At 39.6% G+C, this 15,249-nt stretch carries 16 protein-coding genes; all 16 read right to left on the bottom strand.

Annotation, left to right across the window (positions count from 1 at the left end):
* Positions 1-68: 68 nt before the first annotated feature.
* The 16 genes from SOR_RS01560 to SOR_RS01485 all read right to left on the bottom strand — a co-directional run bounded on the left by SOR_RS01560 (position 69) and on the right by SOR_RS01485 (position 15,242).
* Positions 69-272 carry a hypothetical protein gene (locus tag SOR_RS01560; protein WP_000807982.1) on the bottom strand — a complete coding sequence of 68 codons (204 nt, stop codon included), beginning with the start codon at positions 270-272 and terminating at the stop codon, positions 69-71.
* A gap of 75 nt (positions 273-347) precedes the next feature.
* The gene (locus tag SOR_RS01555) at positions 348-569 is read right to left on the bottom strand and encodes a hypothetical protein (RefSeq protein WP_000207593.1); all 222 of its coding nucleotides are present in this window, start codon (positions 567-569) and stop codon (positions 348-350) included.
* Positions 570-577: 8 nt separating this feature from the next.
* The gene (locus SOR_RS01550) at positions 578-967 is read right to left on the bottom strand and encodes a hypothetical protein (protein WP_001106895.1); all 390 of its coding nucleotides are present in this window, start codon (positions 965-967) and stop codon (positions 578-580) included.
* Positions 968-994: 27 nt separating this feature from the next.
* Positions 995-1,297, bottom strand: coding sequence for a DUF4176 domain-containing protein (locus SOR_RS01545; RefSeq protein WP_041170803.1), 303 nt, complete (start codon positions 1,295-1,297; stop codon positions 995-997).
* Positions 1,185-5,729 (bottom strand): type VII secretion protein EssC, encoded by a 4,545-nt coding sequence (gene essC, locus SOR_RS01540; RefSeq protein ID WP_000744025.1) that lies wholly within the window; start codon positions 5,727-5,729, stop codon positions 1,185-1,187. The genes SOR_RS01545 and essC overlap by 113 nt, the downstream gene beginning before the upstream one ends.
* A 21-nt stretch (positions 5,730-5,750) precedes the next feature.
* Positions 5,751-7,022 (bottom strand): type VII secretion protein EssB, encoded by a 1,272-nt coding sequence (essB, locus tag SOR_RS01535; RefSeq protein ID WP_000796948.1) that lies wholly within the window; start codon positions 7,020-7,022, stop codon positions 5,751-5,753.
* The gene (locus SOR_RS01530) at positions 7,023-7,262 is read right to left on the bottom strand and encodes an EsaB/YukD family protein (RefSeq protein WP_000434883.1); all 240 of its coding nucleotides are present in this window, start codon (positions 7,260-7,262) and stop codon (positions 7,023-7,025) included.
* A gap of 66 nt (positions 7,263-7,328) precedes the next feature.
* Positions 7,329-7,793 (bottom strand): type VII secretion protein EssA, encoded by a 465-nt coding sequence (gene essA, locus SOR_RS01525; RefSeq protein ID WP_000720507.1) that lies wholly within the window; start codon positions 7,791-7,793, stop codon positions 7,329-7,331.
* An 11-nt stretch (positions 7,794-7,804) separates the two neighbouring features.
* Positions 7,805-10,834, bottom strand: a complete 3,030-nt coding sequence (esaA, locus tag SOR_RS01520; protein WP_013670162.1) for a type VII secretion protein EsaA — start codon at positions 10,832-10,834, stop codon at positions 7,805-7,807.
* 71 nt (positions 10,835-10,905) lie between these two features.
* Positions 10,906-11,190: a WXG100 family type VII secretion target gene (locus SOR_RS01515; protein WP_001173991.1), complete on the bottom strand. Its 285-nt coding sequence runs from the start codon at positions 11,188-11,190 to the stop codon at positions 10,906-10,908.
* 231 nt (positions 11,191-11,421) lie between these two features.
* Positions 11,422-11,730, bottom strand: coding sequence for a hypothetical protein (locus SOR_RS01510; RefSeq protein WP_000358232.1), 309 nt, complete (start codon positions 11,728-11,730; stop codon positions 11,422-11,424).
* A 13-nt stretch (positions 11,731-11,743) separates the two neighbouring features.
* Positions 11,744-12,058 (bottom strand): hypothetical protein, encoded by a 315-nt coding sequence (locus tag SOR_RS01505; protein ID WP_000960732.1) that lies wholly within the window; start codon positions 12,056-12,058, stop codon positions 11,744-11,746.
* A complete protein-coding gene (locus SOR_RS01500; protein ID WP_000185205.1) occupies positions 12,039-13,760 on the bottom strand; it encodes an Mbeg1-like protein in 1,722 nt (573 codons plus the stop codon). The genes SOR_RS01505 and SOR_RS01500 overlap by 20 nt, the downstream gene beginning before the upstream one ends.
* Positions 13,750-14,154, bottom strand: coding sequence for a hypothetical protein (locus SOR_RS01495; protein ID WP_000747474.1), 405 nt, complete (start codon positions 14,152-14,154; stop codon positions 13,750-13,752). Before SOR_RS01495 ends, SOR_RS01500 begins: the two co-directional genes overlap by 11 nt.
* A gap of 140 nt (positions 14,155-14,294) precedes the next feature.
* Positions 14,295-14,717: a hypothetical protein gene (locus tag SOR_RS01490; protein ID WP_000747471.1), complete on the bottom strand. Its 423-nt coding sequence runs from the start codon at positions 14,715-14,717 to the stop codon at positions 14,295-14,297.
* A 135-nt stretch (positions 14,718-14,852) separates the two neighbouring features.
* Entirely contained in the window at positions 14,853-15,242 is a 390-nt protein-coding gene (locus SOR_RS01485; RefSeq protein ID WP_000664642.1) for a hypothetical protein, read from the bottom strand.
* Positions 15,243-15,249: the final 7 nt, after the last annotated feature.

Below are 15,249 nucleotides of genomic sequence, written 5' to 3'. Positions count from 1 at the left end.
TAGCATCTTCATCTGCTTTTTTGATGATCTCTTCTACTTTTTTCGCATTTTCATTGGTCGTATGCCAATTAGTCTTTGCTTTTTGTTAATTTTGCAGTTAAATCATTAATTGCAGTTTCCAATGCAGTAGCTGCTTCACCCTTAAGATTTGAACTAACGGATGTTTTAACATTCCCTAATTCTGTAATCAGGTTATCAAACCCATCCCCAATTTTTTGTAACTCATCTTGAAACTGTTTATGTTGATCTGCGATATATTTTATTTCTGCCATAATCTATCCCCCTTCACTCAAAATGAAACAGAAGATTCAGCAGACGAAATCTCTTCAGCAAAACTTTTTGCACTTTCAGACAATACAATGCATTCTGCCACTAAGAGCTTTTGGTTTTTTTAATTCTGAATCTACTTTATTAAATAATTTAGTATAGCCGTCCCCCAACAAATCACTTTGAAATAAACTAAATTGGGAAGCAGAAGTTGTCACACTTTTTGTATAATTATCAACGTTTTGTATCAATTTCTCAACCGATGATACAAATGTTTCTTTGTCCATCTTGATAGTAGTCATATTCCCCCCTAATAAACCATAGTCAATAGATAATCACGTACACTCGAATCCAAATCAGCTTGGCTAATAGAATCATATACTAGAGCTTTATTGTTTGCCGAATCTTTTGAATCGTACACCATACCCAATCTCCAACTATTTAAAGCAACGTCAAGATCAAACATCGCTTGAATTTGGGATATTCTCCCATCAACCTCACTGAGAAAACTTGCCTTTTTGGCAGAAATATCTGCACAGTCGGCCTTAATTGTTAGAACATAATCATCAAACTTCGAATCAGCATTACCTTCCCAACCAGAAACATCTGTAGAAACACCTGATACACTATCTGTCGTATCTCCTTCTGTTATGGCAGTTTTAAAAGTATTCAAAGCAGCAATTCTTTCCTTATAATTCATCTACGACCACCTCCATCAAAGTTTTGTTTAATCTATTTTCTTTTTAGGGATCGTAAGAGACTTCTCCCAATTTTGATAAATTTCTATGAAACGTTCTTCCTCTTCATCCACAAAACCTTTGAAAACAACTCGATCAATATTTTCTTGATTAAAGAATATTGTATTATTTGGATTGATACCACTTGGGTAAAGACAACCCATATAATCTACAAACATCTCAGAGTTTGTTTCCTGATCCTGGTAAACGACCCCACGACCGATAACCATGAGTTTTTCTGTTCCTTCTTTTAAATACACTACTGTTCCTAATGGGTAAAGTTTTTCTGACATAATTTATTCCTCGATTTCTTGTTTGATTAATTTTACTTTTTTGAGTTCTTCCTTTATCATAAATATAGGCTTGATCCCACTCTAATTTTTTCTCTCTATTATTTGAATTGTGTTCCACAATTGATTGATCATATAAACGCATAGCAATAACTGCTGTTGTAATATTTTCCTTAATGACTTTAATCACAGGATTTACCTTAAAGAATACTGATTTTGAACCCGCAGTAATAAAGTGCAGACCGTATTTATAAGCATTAATATACAATTGATAAAAATCATCTTCAGATATAGAAACTTTTTCAACAAAAGAAGCCAAATCTGGTATAACGATGAAAGTTTGAACATCTTTTGGAGTTTCTTTTCTGTTTGTTATCTCCTTATCAAGATTACTAAATAGATCTAAGATTTCTTCTCCTGAAATATATGCATTTGCCTTTTCTTTTAAGAATGAATACTCTTCGTTAGAGTCTACTAACAATACATGACCATTGTCTAGACAGTGATTAATTACACTAACTAGATGACAAATTGTATACTGAAGAGATTGCTTACCTTCTGATAAAACTACAATATTTTTTAATGTAGATGGATTAATTGGGATAATCTCAGCTTCCTCGCAACTAATTGCAATCGGTAATTCATGATTTTGAATCGCTTCTTGAGTTGTAGGCAGATTGAGAAATACATCCATCGTCAACTCCTCTGGCACCATCGGGATGGCACTTGGGCGCTGTCCGGTCCAGGCTTCTTGGAGGGAAGCGACTTCCTGACGTAGGTTATTGAGGACTTGGGTGTCATTGGCTCCATAAACTGGGAGTGCCAGCTGGATGACATCCACCTCTTCACGCTTCATAAGGGCACGTCCCTTGATATCTTCCATGGTCATGGCAAGTGGTGTAGAGCCCACGATGGCTCGCACTTCACCTGCCTCATTCTGTGGCAGGCTCAACTGGTGCTTGAAGTTTGAATAAAGTTGAGCACGAAGGTTGGTCTGACGTCCGGCTGTCACCAAGAGGTGAACCCCGATGCTGAGACCTTCACGGGAGATACGCACCAAGAGCTTGAAGAGTTCCGCCTCATAGGCTTCTTCCTTGAAGGCTTCATAGCTATCTAAAAGGATGACAATAGCCGGTTCTTCCTGACCACTAGCCTGACGGTAGAGTTCTAAGGTCCCAACTCCATAGTCCGCAAGCAGTTTCTTACGACGGTTGAGTTCTTTCTCCATGATTCGTACAAACTTAGAGATCTTCTCCGTTTGGTCCAAAAGCATGGTATCAGCCACCTGCGGAAGTTTAGACAATGGAGCCAAACCATTGGTACCAAAGTCCATCAAGTACATGGTAAGGGCCTTGGGACTATGCTTTCTCGCCAAGTCCATGGCTGCGGTTTGCAAGAAGGTCGTCTTTCCTGTACCCGGACTTCCGTAGAGGAGGATATGACCATCCTTGGAGAGATTGATAGAAACGGCTTCCTGCTTCTGAGCCTGCGGGATATCTGCCATTCCAAGTAGAACTGAGAGTGATTTCTCTTGTGCCCATGCTACTGCTGGTTGCACTTCTTCCAGCTCCTCTAGCGCGATGCGCTCCTTAAGTGGTGGCAACCATGGCTGTGGCACTGGAGGAATCTCTTGTTCCTCACACAAGAGCTGGATATGGTGCACTATCGCATCCAACTCTGTTGGAACTTCCTTGATCTCATCCACATCTTCTAAGCCTGAAAGATCTTCATTCAAAATCTCATACTGCCCCAATTCATTGATCAGGTAGATGGTATGGTCCTCGATCCCCATATCGTCTTTGTCCGGCTGGTAATCCGCCCCTGACCAAGCTGACTGGAAGAGTTCATAGACTTCGTTATTTCCGACCTGTAGATAGGCACGTCCTGTCTGAGTAATCTCGGCCGCGTCCGGTGTATGAAGCATTTCATTAGAGTCCGAACGGTCTGCCACCTTAAGGGCGATCTTGAAGCGAGAGTTAGACCAGATCTGGTCATCCACCACACCAGATGGTTTCTGAGTAGCTAGGATCAAGTGGACCCCGAGGGAACGCCCGACACGCGCAATAGATACCAACTCCTTGATAAAGTCGGGCTGGTTGACCTTGAGCTCTGCGAACTCATCTGAGATGAGAAAGAGGTGAGGGAGCGGTTCTGTCGCTTCTCCGTTTTTAAATTTCTTCTGGTATTGATTGATATGGTTGACTTCGAACTCTCCAAAGAGTCGTTCACGACGATGGATCTCCGCATTGATCGAAGCCAGAGCCCGCATAGATTGGGCACCATCCAAGTTGGTAATCGTCCCCAAGAGATGGGGCAGATTTTTAAAGAGATTGGCCATCCCACCACCCTTGTAGTCAATCAGCAAGAAAGCCACATCATGAGGGTGGAAGTTGACAGCGAGGGATAGGATATAGGATTGGATGGTTTCGGACTTCCCTGAACCAGTCGTTCCTGCGATCAAACCATGAGGTCCATGGGCTTTTTCATGCAGATTGAGTTGAACCAGGTCATCCTGACCACGCAGACCAATTGGCACAGCCAAACTCTTGTAAGGTGCGTTCTTTTTCCAACGGCTCGATACCTGCAAATCCTCAAAGGTCTCCGCCCCATACATTTCCATAAAAGTCACAGAATCTGGGATTGAACTCTTAAGGTTTTGGAGGTGATTGAGCGGTGCCAAGGTACGGGCGATCCGCTCCTTGTCATAATCTGCTGGGAAGTGGTCCAAACGGAAGTCCGTCTCTTTCAAAACTCCTTCTTCCATGACCAGTTGGCCTGTATTACGGTCCTTGATATTGATCACTGTCTGGATGTTCTCAGACAAGGAACTCATGACATCCTCTACAAAGATGAGAGAACAGCCTAATTCCGTTGGATCTTCAGTAAAGAACTCCATAATGATATGATCCAAAATCAGCTTCTCATCGGTCACTAAAACCACGTAATGAGGATGGAAGAGGGTGCTCTCCTTGTGGGATGCTTCTTCCTTTTGACTACGACGTAGTTTCAAGATTTGGTTCAAACTATTCAGAACTTGGTCCCGTGTTCGTTGATTGTAGACAAAACCGCGGACATTGAGTTCTTGCAGTTTGGCATGAGGAAGCCAACGCATCCAAGACCATTGCTCTTTTTCCTCTTCAGGCAAAATCGTAATAAACTGCACATCATGGTAAGAATGGAAAGTCGCTAGCTGCATCACCAAAAGTTGCAGTTGTTCTAGGACGAGATTTCTAGGTCCAATATAACCCACCGGTCCATGGCTGAGGTTTGCCGGAATCGGCATGTCTGGGATCTTTTTGTGACGACTATAGAGAGCGTAACCCTCTTCTTCCAGAGCATCCTTCTTACCGCTGCGCTCTTGTTGACCATATTTCAAGTCATAGCTAGTCGGCATTTTCCCGAGTCCCAAACGATAGTATAAAAAGTCAAAATGCAAGGGAGTCTTTTCGTAGATCCGGTGATTGTAACTCTCAACCAAGTCCGTCAACTCTAAAATAGTCGGAAAATGATAGTGCATCCCTTCTTTTTGTTCTCGTTCCAGACGAGTCAATTCCTTGACCTTATCTTTCAGGTAAAGACGATAGAGATCGACCCGTTCCTTCTTATCAGCCTTGTACTTTTTACGATTTTTGATAAAACCACGGATAGAAAAAATCATTGTGGTTATGGACATCCCTACTGTCGCAAGAATATAGATCCCTCGAGGTTGAATCAAGGTGATCAAGACGGTTACCCCGACCATCATCAGAGGAGGAACAATCAGCTTTAACAGTTCATCGCTCGGCTTAACCGGCTCCTGGCCTGGGGGATTGATCAAGATTTTATCCTCGCTACCACGATAGATGATCCGTGGAGAACGATGATAATCTGGATAATCTTCATAAAAACCATATCGAGATGGTTCTCTCAGAGTCAGTTGTTGCCCAACTTGGGCAGGACCCTGAACCCATACTTCATCTGGATAGAACTTGATCGTCACCGCCCCTAGACTCAACTCATCTCCAAAACCAATCAATTGCTGGTCCATTTGTTCCAGATGATTATTTCGATAGAATGCCCCTTTTAGTCGAGTTAGCTTCCATTGATTTTGAGATTTTTGGAGTAAGAGTTCAACATCTTCATCTAGTGTGATCAGCGCACCTCTTTGAGAGCCAATCTGAAACTCTGATAAATCCAAAAGGTCATAAACCCTTGGTTCCCCTTCTCGGAGATAAAAGACGACCTCACCCAAACGCAGACCATCTTTCAAAAGTCCCGCTTCATCGTCGTACTGATAAAAGACCTCGTCACCATCGACCTTGAGCTGAATCGGTATTTCCTGTTGAGAAAGGTAGACTTGAGCCTTTTCAGTCGCCCCAATCAAGACCGTCTTATCTGCACTCAGTTCTACTTCATAACGCAGACCTTGGCTGTAGAAAATGATTTGTTTTTTCATAATTTCTCTCCTTGGTCTACTTTAATTGCTAGAGGAGCTACTTGGAACAGGTTTCTTCTCAGATGACGGTTTGCTTTCAGAAGCCTTATCTTGAGGGTTAGGAGTTGTAGAAGCATTGGAGCTTGATTCACTCGTTAGTAGCTCACTTCGACTATCCCAGTATTTCTTATACTCGCTTTCCAAAGTATTCAACTTACTTTCACGGTCTTTCCCTGACAAGTTTCCATCTTCTCGAACCTGCTTGATTTCCTGAGTCAAAGCATAGAGAATCAAGTCACTGTCGTTAATCCGTTTGGCAATATCAAGAGCCTCTTCAAAACGATTGCGCCCAACCTGGATCCAGTAAGTCAAATAAAGCTCATCTGACTTAAGTGTTACATTATTCAGGATGACTTTCTTTTGTTCAGAAGAAAATTCCAACCCCTGAATATAAGAGTAAGCCAACTCATACTTTTGCGTATTCGGCAAGCTAGCTGGATCAATTCTCTCTAATTCTGTAATAACACCACTATAATCCACTTTAATAAAGGCAGTATCTGCCTGCAACATCTTTTCTTTGAAAGGATTTTGCACAAAAATCAGATAGATAAGTGGAACGATCAACAAGAAAACGCTGGCTGTTAACCAAATCGTTGCCAGTTTAAAGACACGATGGCGTCTACTTGGAACCAAGACCAAATCTGCCCGTTCTTTCGCAGCCTTCTCCGTGTAGTACTTCTCCAAAACAGCTACTGCAGCCTCTATATCATCTGCCTGACATAGGTCATTTAAGAAGTCGGGCAAGGTCTCTAATTCCAAGGAACCATTATAAAGATCCATGAAATCCAAATCGCTAAATAGTGTTACTGTAAAACATTTAGCCTGGCGTAAAAAATCTTCTGAGGATATTGATTGAGGAACCATCAGACCAGGAATTCCACGATAAGCAATCTTAGCCTGAGCATCCTTGGTAATAAAGAGATTTACTGGGTGCAAAAGGAAAGTCACAGGTAACTCCAAGGCGCCCTCTAGACGAAAAACGTTTAGGGCCAAACGGATTCTTTCCGAAATGGTACGTTCCTTTATTTCCTCATAAGTCAGTCCATAAGCTTCAACTTGATAGGAGAAGGTGACACTATCCTCATCAGACACCATCGATTGCTCCAAAAAGAATGGATGATGCAAATCCAATAGTAACAGTTCCCGTAAATCTTGACTCGCAACATCTGAACGTTTGAGTTTTAATTCCCAGTTTGTTTCATTTTTTTCATAGACAAACGACTGTCCACCAAATTCAAATTTTTCTTCAGCCACCTATATCTCCTCAATTTCTACTAAATCTCCTGTCGTCATAGGATAATCAGACAGATGTTTTCCTTCATCAATCAACAAACCTTTATTGACAATTCTTAATTGATATTTTTTTCGCTTGATACCTGGATTAAAAATCGTATCCACTTCTCGCACCAGCCGGCGCACTTCAATTCGCCGTGGAATGCGAATATCCACATCTCTTTCTCTCAAACGTAGGGTAATATTGATATGTTGCTCCACCTTTTTTCACGCCTCCTATGCCTGGTTTATCCTTTTCTAAGTTATTTAGACAGACTAGTTAAAAACTTAGTCCATCCCTTCTACCATCACACGATAACTCATTACTGCCGTTGCTCCAAAAAGCAAGAAAATCAACACCACATAGAATATCTCTGGAAGAAAGTCATTCAGACCACCTTTTTCTACATGGCCTATATTTGTTTGGAACTTGATTGTTTTTTGAGCATTGGGCTGAAACAACTGTTCTTCAGAAGATTTTTTCACTGGTCTCTGTATAGCAGAAAACAGTTGGCCCCTTTCTGTGATCAACTGTTCCTCTTGATGCTGTTGCATGTCCTGCAACCTCTTTTGAGTCGCTTCATTAAAAAGCTCCTTGATTTGTTCAGACTGTAGACCAAATTTCAATCCCTCTTTCTTTTCAAGTCGGGAATCATCAATCTGCAGACTGTTATCCTTCAAATCATCTGCAGCAGCCCCAGAGACTGCTGCACATGTTACTAAGGTAAGAAGGAAAAGAATGATTTTCTTCATATTTCTAATTTCTATTCTTTCTCAGCTTGGCTTGCTTGAAACCACAAACTACTTTCTCTGATAAAAACATTTATAACAAGTAAAACAGCTATGACAACAATCGTTGCAACAAAAGCGATAATTGCTGCTGGATGTCCATCAAAGTATCCTGAGAGCAAACCTTCTAATATCGATAACGCATTGAGATTTTTGATAAATGCTGGGAAACCAGTTAGACTTGCTGTTGTCCCAATAGCATTTGATAGGTAGACAAAGCTAATCATCATAAAGAAGGAGAGTCCCATACCAATCACTCGGAAATGTTTAAGCAATAGATATTGTCCTTGAATCAGTACAAATGCGGCTAAAACAATTAATAGAACCCAAGATGGTTGATACTCACGACCAACCTGTAGCTGAACACTTGATACAACACCAACTACCAATCCGACAACGAGACTTAAAGCAGATAGGATGGTTACCGTCATCAAGTCTGTATCATGTAACTTATCAAGTTTGAACTTATCTTTGACTTTGCGAATAACGTTTTGAGTTGCAAACAGATAGGCTGTGAAGAGACTAACAATCTCCAATAGTAAAATCCATGTAAATGGACGGTAAACATTGACAGTCGCTTTCACTGAAGTAGCATTTTGGGTAACAGGATTGGATAAGAAGTTGAGCAATACTTCGTTTGGCACCCCATTTTGATAGGCATTATTCAGAACCTTCACAAAGGATTCTACAAAGTTTCCATTGTTAGTCAATTCTTCGTTAAACTGCGTCATCAAGGAGTCAGCATCTTGTGACAACTTTTCAGTACTTGTTTGAGCGTTTGACAATTCACGATTGAAATTACCTAAAGTTTCATTCACAGACTCTGCAGCTTTGACATTACTTTGAGAAGACTCCTTCACACCCGTAGTTTCTGACAATAGAGCTGCATAATCAGTATTTAGAGTTTTCAGTTGATTATTAGTCTCTTCAAAAGCATCATTGCCTTTCCCTTGCTCCCCAACCAAATCATCTAGTTTCTTTTCCAACTTCTTGTACAACTCTAACTGTTCATCGATTTTTGTATTCAATTCTTGGTTGGTAGTCAAAACATCCTGCACATTTTTTTCTAAAATAGGCTTCAGAGTAGTCAAATTTGACAAGGCTTTATCTACTTTCCCTTTAGCACCATCTTTATCTGTATCGCTAGTAGGTGCAGTTAAGCTGTCTTCATACTTCTTCAGATTTGAACTAATAGCTTCAAACCAAATATCTGACAATGCTTTAGACACATCACTATTTTTTAACCCTCTGACGGTATCGTATGCTTGTTTTAGTGATTCTACCTTTTGGTAGGCAGAAGCTATTTTCTGAACTTTTTGTCCGTAAGAAACTGCTGCTTGCTGAACGGCTAAGACATCTATCGGAGCACTGATTGCTTGAACATCATTCAAGGAAATATCAACAGTCTTTGGCTCCGCTTTTGGAGTTGGGCTTGAAGCCCCAGTTGAACTTGTAGTTGGAGTCGGAGCTGCCTCTGCAACACTATAGGCTACTTTGAAAGTCCCACCCGTCTTCAAATCAATTTCTTGACCAAACTCAACTGGTGTGCCATCATAAGTGACCGAATGAACCGTCACTCCTGTTCCAGCCTTCCATGATACCTTAGCCTTTGTTCCTGTTCGTCCAACAGCACTCGTACTAGTAATTGCCTTATTTTCCAGATTCTTCAAGTCCGTCAAAGAAATCTCGTCGCTTGGCTCTTTAATCGTTTTTAAATCTGTATAGTTTACAGAAGGAATTGTGATTGGTGTCATACCAAAACCACTAAATTCTTTTCCACTAAAGTCTTCTTTGGGTAATTCTGAGATTGCAGAAGCCAGCTGCTCTTTTAGAGATTCCTCAACCTTCTCTAAATCCTTGTTTGCAGCTTTATCCAAAAATCGACCGAGAGTGATTTCGCTCTTATCACTTGTTCCATAGTAAGTGGCTAATTTCTCATCAATAAAGTTATGAATATCCTTTTTATGATTTTCAAACTTCGTTCTTTCGTCTGTTAGATTTTTCTGTAAGCTACCAATCTCTGTGCTGATGCTTTCTGCTACTTTTTTATAGTAAGCCTCAACTTCTGGTGACGTTCCATCAGTGGATGCTGGTGTTCCATCTATATTAGAAGTCAGAATACGTTGAGCTTTAATTAATTCCTTATAAGTTTTAATTTGTCCCTTAACGTCTTCCCGACTCTGAGAGATGAGCCCAGTGATAACATCCGCATGATTTTTCTTCTCAGTGACCCTATCCTGAAGCAGAGTGTCAAGCTTTTTACCATAGGCAATCTGTGAAACGTCATAACGACCAAAAATCTGAGAATAACTATCCAAACCTGTCTTTAAAGCACTGTTGGCGTCAACAGAAGAACTAGACATACTATAGAGAGTTGGGAAAAGATTTTTAGAGTTGATAGCTGTATTATATAAATTCGTACGATAGTTTCCGATATTGGTCGCTTGTATCTGTGAGCTAGCTTGAACATTCTTTTGTGCAGTGTAAAGATTGTTCAAAATACTAGCCATATACATATCGACTAACTGACCATTCAAATCAGCAACAATATCTTTCGCTAGTTTATTTGCATCATTTTCTACTTGCAAATTTCCTTGCGCATTCACCTTATAATTGATGGTTGTCTTATCAACATTGATGCTGTTAATATCGAGTATTTTTTCAGAAAAGTCACTAGGAATTGTTAAAACGAGTTGGTATTTCCCACTTTCTAACCCAGAATCAGCTGCTCCACGAGGGACAACAGACCAGTTTTGTGAATTATCACGCTCGATATTTTTTACATAACTAGCACCTAGATTGTATTCTTTTGTATCTACGTAGACAGGCTTATCTTCATTTACGATAGCTACATTTAATTTTGTCTGCTGATTAGCCTTTGCATTATTTTCATTGCTAATCGTTGTATTTTTTTGAACAGATAGATTCAAAAAAATAATCAATGCAAGCAATCCTAATGCCAGCAGACTACTTCCTATATATTTAAAAATTCTATTCTTCCTCATATTACTTTAAATTTTCTCCGTCATAAAAAATAGGAAGGCTCTCGCCCTCCTAAAGCCACTTATATAACAAATTAAATTTGTGATGCAAGATCTTGGTCGTTTTGTTCAACAATTTCAGCAACCTTGTTCAACTGTGCATTGATCTCATCAAGCAAAGTTGCAAACTCCTCAATTTTTGGAGACAATTCTGTGAATTGGCGATCAAAGCTCTCAAAAGCAGCACCTTTCCAGTTGTCTCGGATAGTATTTTGCTCTTGAGTCAATGTACGAAGTACTTGTCTTACTTCCTCAGAACCTTGAGTGTACTTTTGAGCAGAGGTGCGCAATTCTTCTGTTGTTAATTGAATTAAAGCCATGTGAAACTCCTTTATATTAATTTATGCCCTCATTATATCAATAATTTGCCTCAATTGCAAGTTTAAAATTCATTTTTTATTCTATTTATAAAAAAAATAAGAGCTATTTCCATCTAAAAACTAGTAAGAAAGATTAAATTATCTACTTTTCTTGTATAATTACTTCTTTTTTTATTTATAATAACAAAGTATAACAAACTCATATCATCCTTCTTTTATAAGGTATATTTGTCAAACGTTCTTTTCTTCTAACTTTCTATGAAAGTTTTTATTCTCTTGATGACGAGCTTCCAACACATTCTCTATACGACTCTTGTAAAGTTGATGATAGTTATCCAAATTGTTCTCTATCTCAAAGATATATGGTTGAATTTCAGCAAAACTACTGTCTCTGCATGCATAGGAAAGCGCCTCTAGGAGATGATCCGTCTCCCTACTAAACTTGTGGAAATCATCATCCAAATCCATCTCTAAACGCTCTAAGTCTCGTAATTTACGATTATGCTCATCCTCTAGTTTCTGAAGTTCCTTTTTATCCATCACAAGTTTTCTCCTAGTTTTTGATTGGACTTTGTAAAGTAGGGGTTTGCATGGTCTGAGTCAAGTAAGTTTCAGCAGCATCAGCAGCCTTGCCCTCAAATCCACCCTTAATATTGTTTACATAAGTCTTCGAAGCGTACTCATGCATATCTGAGGCTGCTTCTTGTAACTTTTTAGCTAACTCCACTCCCTTAGCAAGGATTGACAGTTCTTTTGCAGTTACTAAGGCCCTGACTGCTTGGCGTTCTTGTTCCTTCATTCTTTCCTTGAAGCCTCTGTCGAGTTGCTCTCTTGTAATTAAAGTATCCTCATCCGTTAGGACTAACATTCTTTCCCCTCCATGTTTGTTTTACATCCGCCAATAGATTGTTAAAATCTTCAGCACTATTTGTATCTATGGTTTCAAAGGAACCACTAGCTTTAACCAGGCTTTCCCCTAGCTGCTCAATTTGTGTCAGGAAGGATGTTGCTGCTGTCTTCGTGTCACTTGCAACGCCTTCATCCCAAAAGCTTGTTGTGTCAAAACCAGAAAGTAGATTTGTAACTTCTGAACTTGACAAATATCCAACCATGTCAAACGCTGTCTGTCTTGTTTCTTTTATCATGTTTTGAATATCTTCCTTAGCATCTGAAAGTAAAGTTTTCACAGATTTAACTTTGTCTTCCATGTCAAAATTTGCCAACTGGGCTGCTGTCTGAAGCAACTGAGCTCGAACCAAGATTCTTTGATTTCCTGAAAGATTGCCGCTTCTCAGTTGTTCCTGATAACGAGGAATAGCTTCTCGATCCCACTTTATAGATTCCTGACGAGCTTCTTCGACGATCTTACTATATTCAGTTGTAAAATTCTCGTAAACGGCATAACCAATAGCTGCCTTTATTTTAAACTCACCCCTCATAATGGCATTTAAAACATTTGAGGCTACATTTTCATCGACTCCTAGATTTCTTAAAACATCCAAGGTTGTCGCAATTAATCTAGCCAGCTTTTCACCTGCCCTGAGCAATTCTGGGTGAAAATCCTCAGACGCAGTCAATAAATTTCCCTTTCCATCCGATTGGAAAACACCAAAGTCATGGGAACTTTCCGGATCAGTAATCTGGGTATAATGCAAGGGGACAAGGACATTGACTTTACCGACGGGTTTCTTAAGTGGTTCATCGGAATCCCCAGGTAATTTGGTGATGGTATGCTCACGATTAAGCATCCCCACGACATCAAAAGGATTGACATAGTACTCGATTTTTTCGCTAATCTTTTTGATTTTCTCGTCACTGAGTCCCATTTTCTTTAAACTCTTTGTCGTGTCCGGGCCGTCAAAGAGGACGACTTTGCCGATTTTCTCCAGTTCTTGATCACTGAGGCCAGCTACCCCTTGCGCAGAGACAATGGTTCCTAGGGAATGAGCTGCAATGTCCATCGTCGCATTTGGAGCCTTTTCGCGCATCTCAGCGATTTTCGTTTTCATTCCTACTGTTGCTAACTTGGCTTGCGGCGTATGGATATGGTTGAGCGCAAACTGAGCATCGTTGTCAATCCAGTCGTTCAAATTCTCTATACTGATAGCATCACTTCCGCGGATGGTCATATAGGTTTTCTTGGTATCTTTAGTTAAGGTTGGCGTATCCGTTAAGTAGTAGGCATTAAAACCAGCTCTCTCATCCGTTAAGAGTCCTTTTTGATAGCGTTTGATAGGATACTCTTCTTGGTGAATCCCTCCTCCAGGATCACCAACTTGGAGTTTTATCGTATCTTCCACAGTATGTAAATCAGGATCTGGTTGCAAGTAGACCTTACCATTATGAGGAAGATTTTTACCTCCGGGAGTGATTTCCCATTCTTTTTTATCCTTGTTATAAATCTTAGTATCTTGAGAGAAATCGAAATAGAGTGATTGACCTGAATTTAACAAAGCCCTATTTTTTTCTCTCTGAGATTCATAAGGAAATTTTATTGGTCTACCAGTATAGGCTGACTGAGCTAAATTCGCATAGAAATTATCAAAATCTTTTAAATTACTATTCGTCAATACCTCTTCCTCCTACACGTAACGGACCGCTTAATATCATAGAATCAAAAATTACTTTTTCATTTTCAATTTCAAACATGACACTCCAATCTGACTCTTCTATATTATTAAATTCACCAAATATACTCACAACTTCCCCTCCACCTTGTGGAGTTCCATTTCCAACTTTTTCCCACATTGTTTCATCCCAATCAATCTGAACAGATTCTATCTTTGCATTTTGAGATTTTACAAAATCCTTAATCTCCTCTTCATGCTCCTTTAAATAAGCCAACTGCTTGGCTCGCGGACTAAGAAATACTCCTCCAAATAGATTTGTTTTCTGCGCCATCCATGCGCCTCCTCCGAATACTACAAGGGCTAAAATCAGCCAAACCAAAGTACGTTTTTTCATCTCTTTCCTCCTAAATAGTGGAATCTATGTATATTATATCATGAATGTAAAAAAAAATACTTTTAGCAAGTATTCTAAGTCAATTGGGAATGAATGGTGTTAAATTTGAGTAAAAATTATCAAAGTTTTTTAAATTACTGTTAGTCATAATAATACCAAACCCCGTCCCTATAAATTCTTATAGGTTGCATTTCATAAATCCCAAATTCCCTTGGTGTACTATTCCTATCATTATCTAAGGAAAAACCAACCGTAAATTCTGTTTTATCATTATTATTTACCTTTCCTCTAAGTGTCAACATATAGCCTCCGCCTTGAGGAGTTCCATTTCCTACCTGACCAACCTTCATACTATCCCAATCAAACTGAACACTTTCAACTTTAGGACTTAAAGCTTTCACAAAATCAGCCATATCCTCTTCATGCTCCTTCAGATATGCCAACTGCTTTGCTCGCGGACTAAGAAATACTCCTCCAAATAGATTTGTTTTCTGCGCCATCCATGCGCCTCCTCCGAATACTACAAGTGCTAAAACTAGCCAAAGTAAAGTACGTTTTTTCATTTCTTTCCTCCAATATAGTGGAATCTAAGTTTATTATATCATGAATGTAAAAAAACTTTTGGCAAGTATTGTAAGTCAGTAGGGAATGAGTGATGATAGATTTGAGTAAAATTTATCAAAGGTTTTAAGTCACTATTAATCAAAAATCCTTCCTCCTACTCGCAATGGACCGCCTTGCATCATAGTATCAAAAGCAACTCGTCCATCTTCAATTTCAAAAATTACTTGCCAAGTTGAGCCCTCTATATTATTAAAACCTCCTCCAACTATTACAACATTACCTCCTCCTTGTGGAGTTCCATTTCCAACTTTTTCCCACATTGTTTCATCCCAATCAATCTGAACCGATTCTACTTTAGGATTTAAAGATTTTACAAACTCCTTAATCTCCTCTTCATGATCCTTTAAATAAGCCAACTGCTTGGCTCGTGGGCTTAGAAATAAATTTGTTTCTTGTGCTAGCCATGCGCCGCCTCCAAAGACTACAAGAGCTAAAACTAGACAAAGTAAGGTACGCTCTTTCATCTCTTTC

Origin of the sequence: Streptococcus oralis Uo5, assembly GCF_000253155.1 — a bacterium.
GTDB lineage: Bacteria > Bacillota > Bacilli > Lactobacillales > Streptococcaceae > Streptococcus > Streptococcus oralis_L.
The sequence above is the reverse complement of the archived record's forward strand: the minus strand, read 5'-3'. Positions and strand labels throughout refer to the sequence as shown.

Bases quoted from the DNA above. Each gene is read 5' to 3' on its own strand.
- SOR_RS01560 (WP_000807982.1), bottom strand. From the start codon at position 272: ATGGCAGAAATAAAATATATCGCAGATCAACATAAACAGTTTCAAGAT.
- SOR_RS01555 (WP_000207593.1), bottom strand. From the start codon at position 569: ATGACTACTATCAAGATGGACAAAGAAACATTTGTATCATCGGTTGAG.
- SOR_RS01550 (WP_001106895.1), bottom strand. From the start codon at position 967: ATGAATTATAAGGAAAGAATTGCTGCTTTGAATACTTTTAAAACTGCC.
- SOR_RS01545 (WP_041170803.1), bottom strand. From the start codon at position 1,297: ATGTCAGAAAAACTTTACCCATTAGGAACAGTAGTGTATTTAAAAGAA.
- essC (WP_000744025.1), bottom strand. From the start codon at position 5,729: ATGAAAAAACAAATCATTTTCTACAGCCAAGGTCTGCGTTATGAAGTA.
- essA (WP_000720507.1), bottom strand. From the start codon at position 7,793: ATGAAGAAAATCATTCTTTTCCTTCTTACCTTAGTAACATGTGCAGCA.
- esaA (WP_013670162.1), bottom strand. From the start codon at position 10,834: ATGAGGAAGAATAGAATTTTTAAATATATAGGAAGTAGTCTGCTGGCA.
- SOR_RS01515 (WP_001173991.1), bottom strand. From the start codon at position 11,190: ATGGCTTTAATTCAATTAACAACAGAAGAATTGCGCACCTCTGCTCAA.
- SOR_RS01510 (WP_000358232.1), bottom strand. From the start codon at position 11,730: ATGGATAAAAAGGAACTTCAGAAACTAGAGGATGAGCATAATCGTAAA.
- SOR_RS01505 (WP_000960732.1), bottom strand. From the start codon at position 12,058: ATGTTAGTCCTAACGGATGAGGATACTTTAATTACAAGAGAGCAACTC.
- SOR_RS01495 (WP_000747474.1), bottom strand. From the start codon at position 14,154: ATGAAAAAACGTACTTTGGTTTGGCTGATTTTAGCCCTTGTAGTATTC.
- SOR_RS01490 (WP_000747471.1), bottom strand. From the start codon at position 14,717: ATGAAAAAACGTACTTTACTTTGGCTAGTTTTAGCACTTGTAGTATTC.
- SOR_RS01485 (WP_000664642.1), bottom strand. From the start codon at position 15,242: ATGAAAGAGCGTACCTTACTTTGTCTAGTTTTAGCTCTTGTAGTCTTT.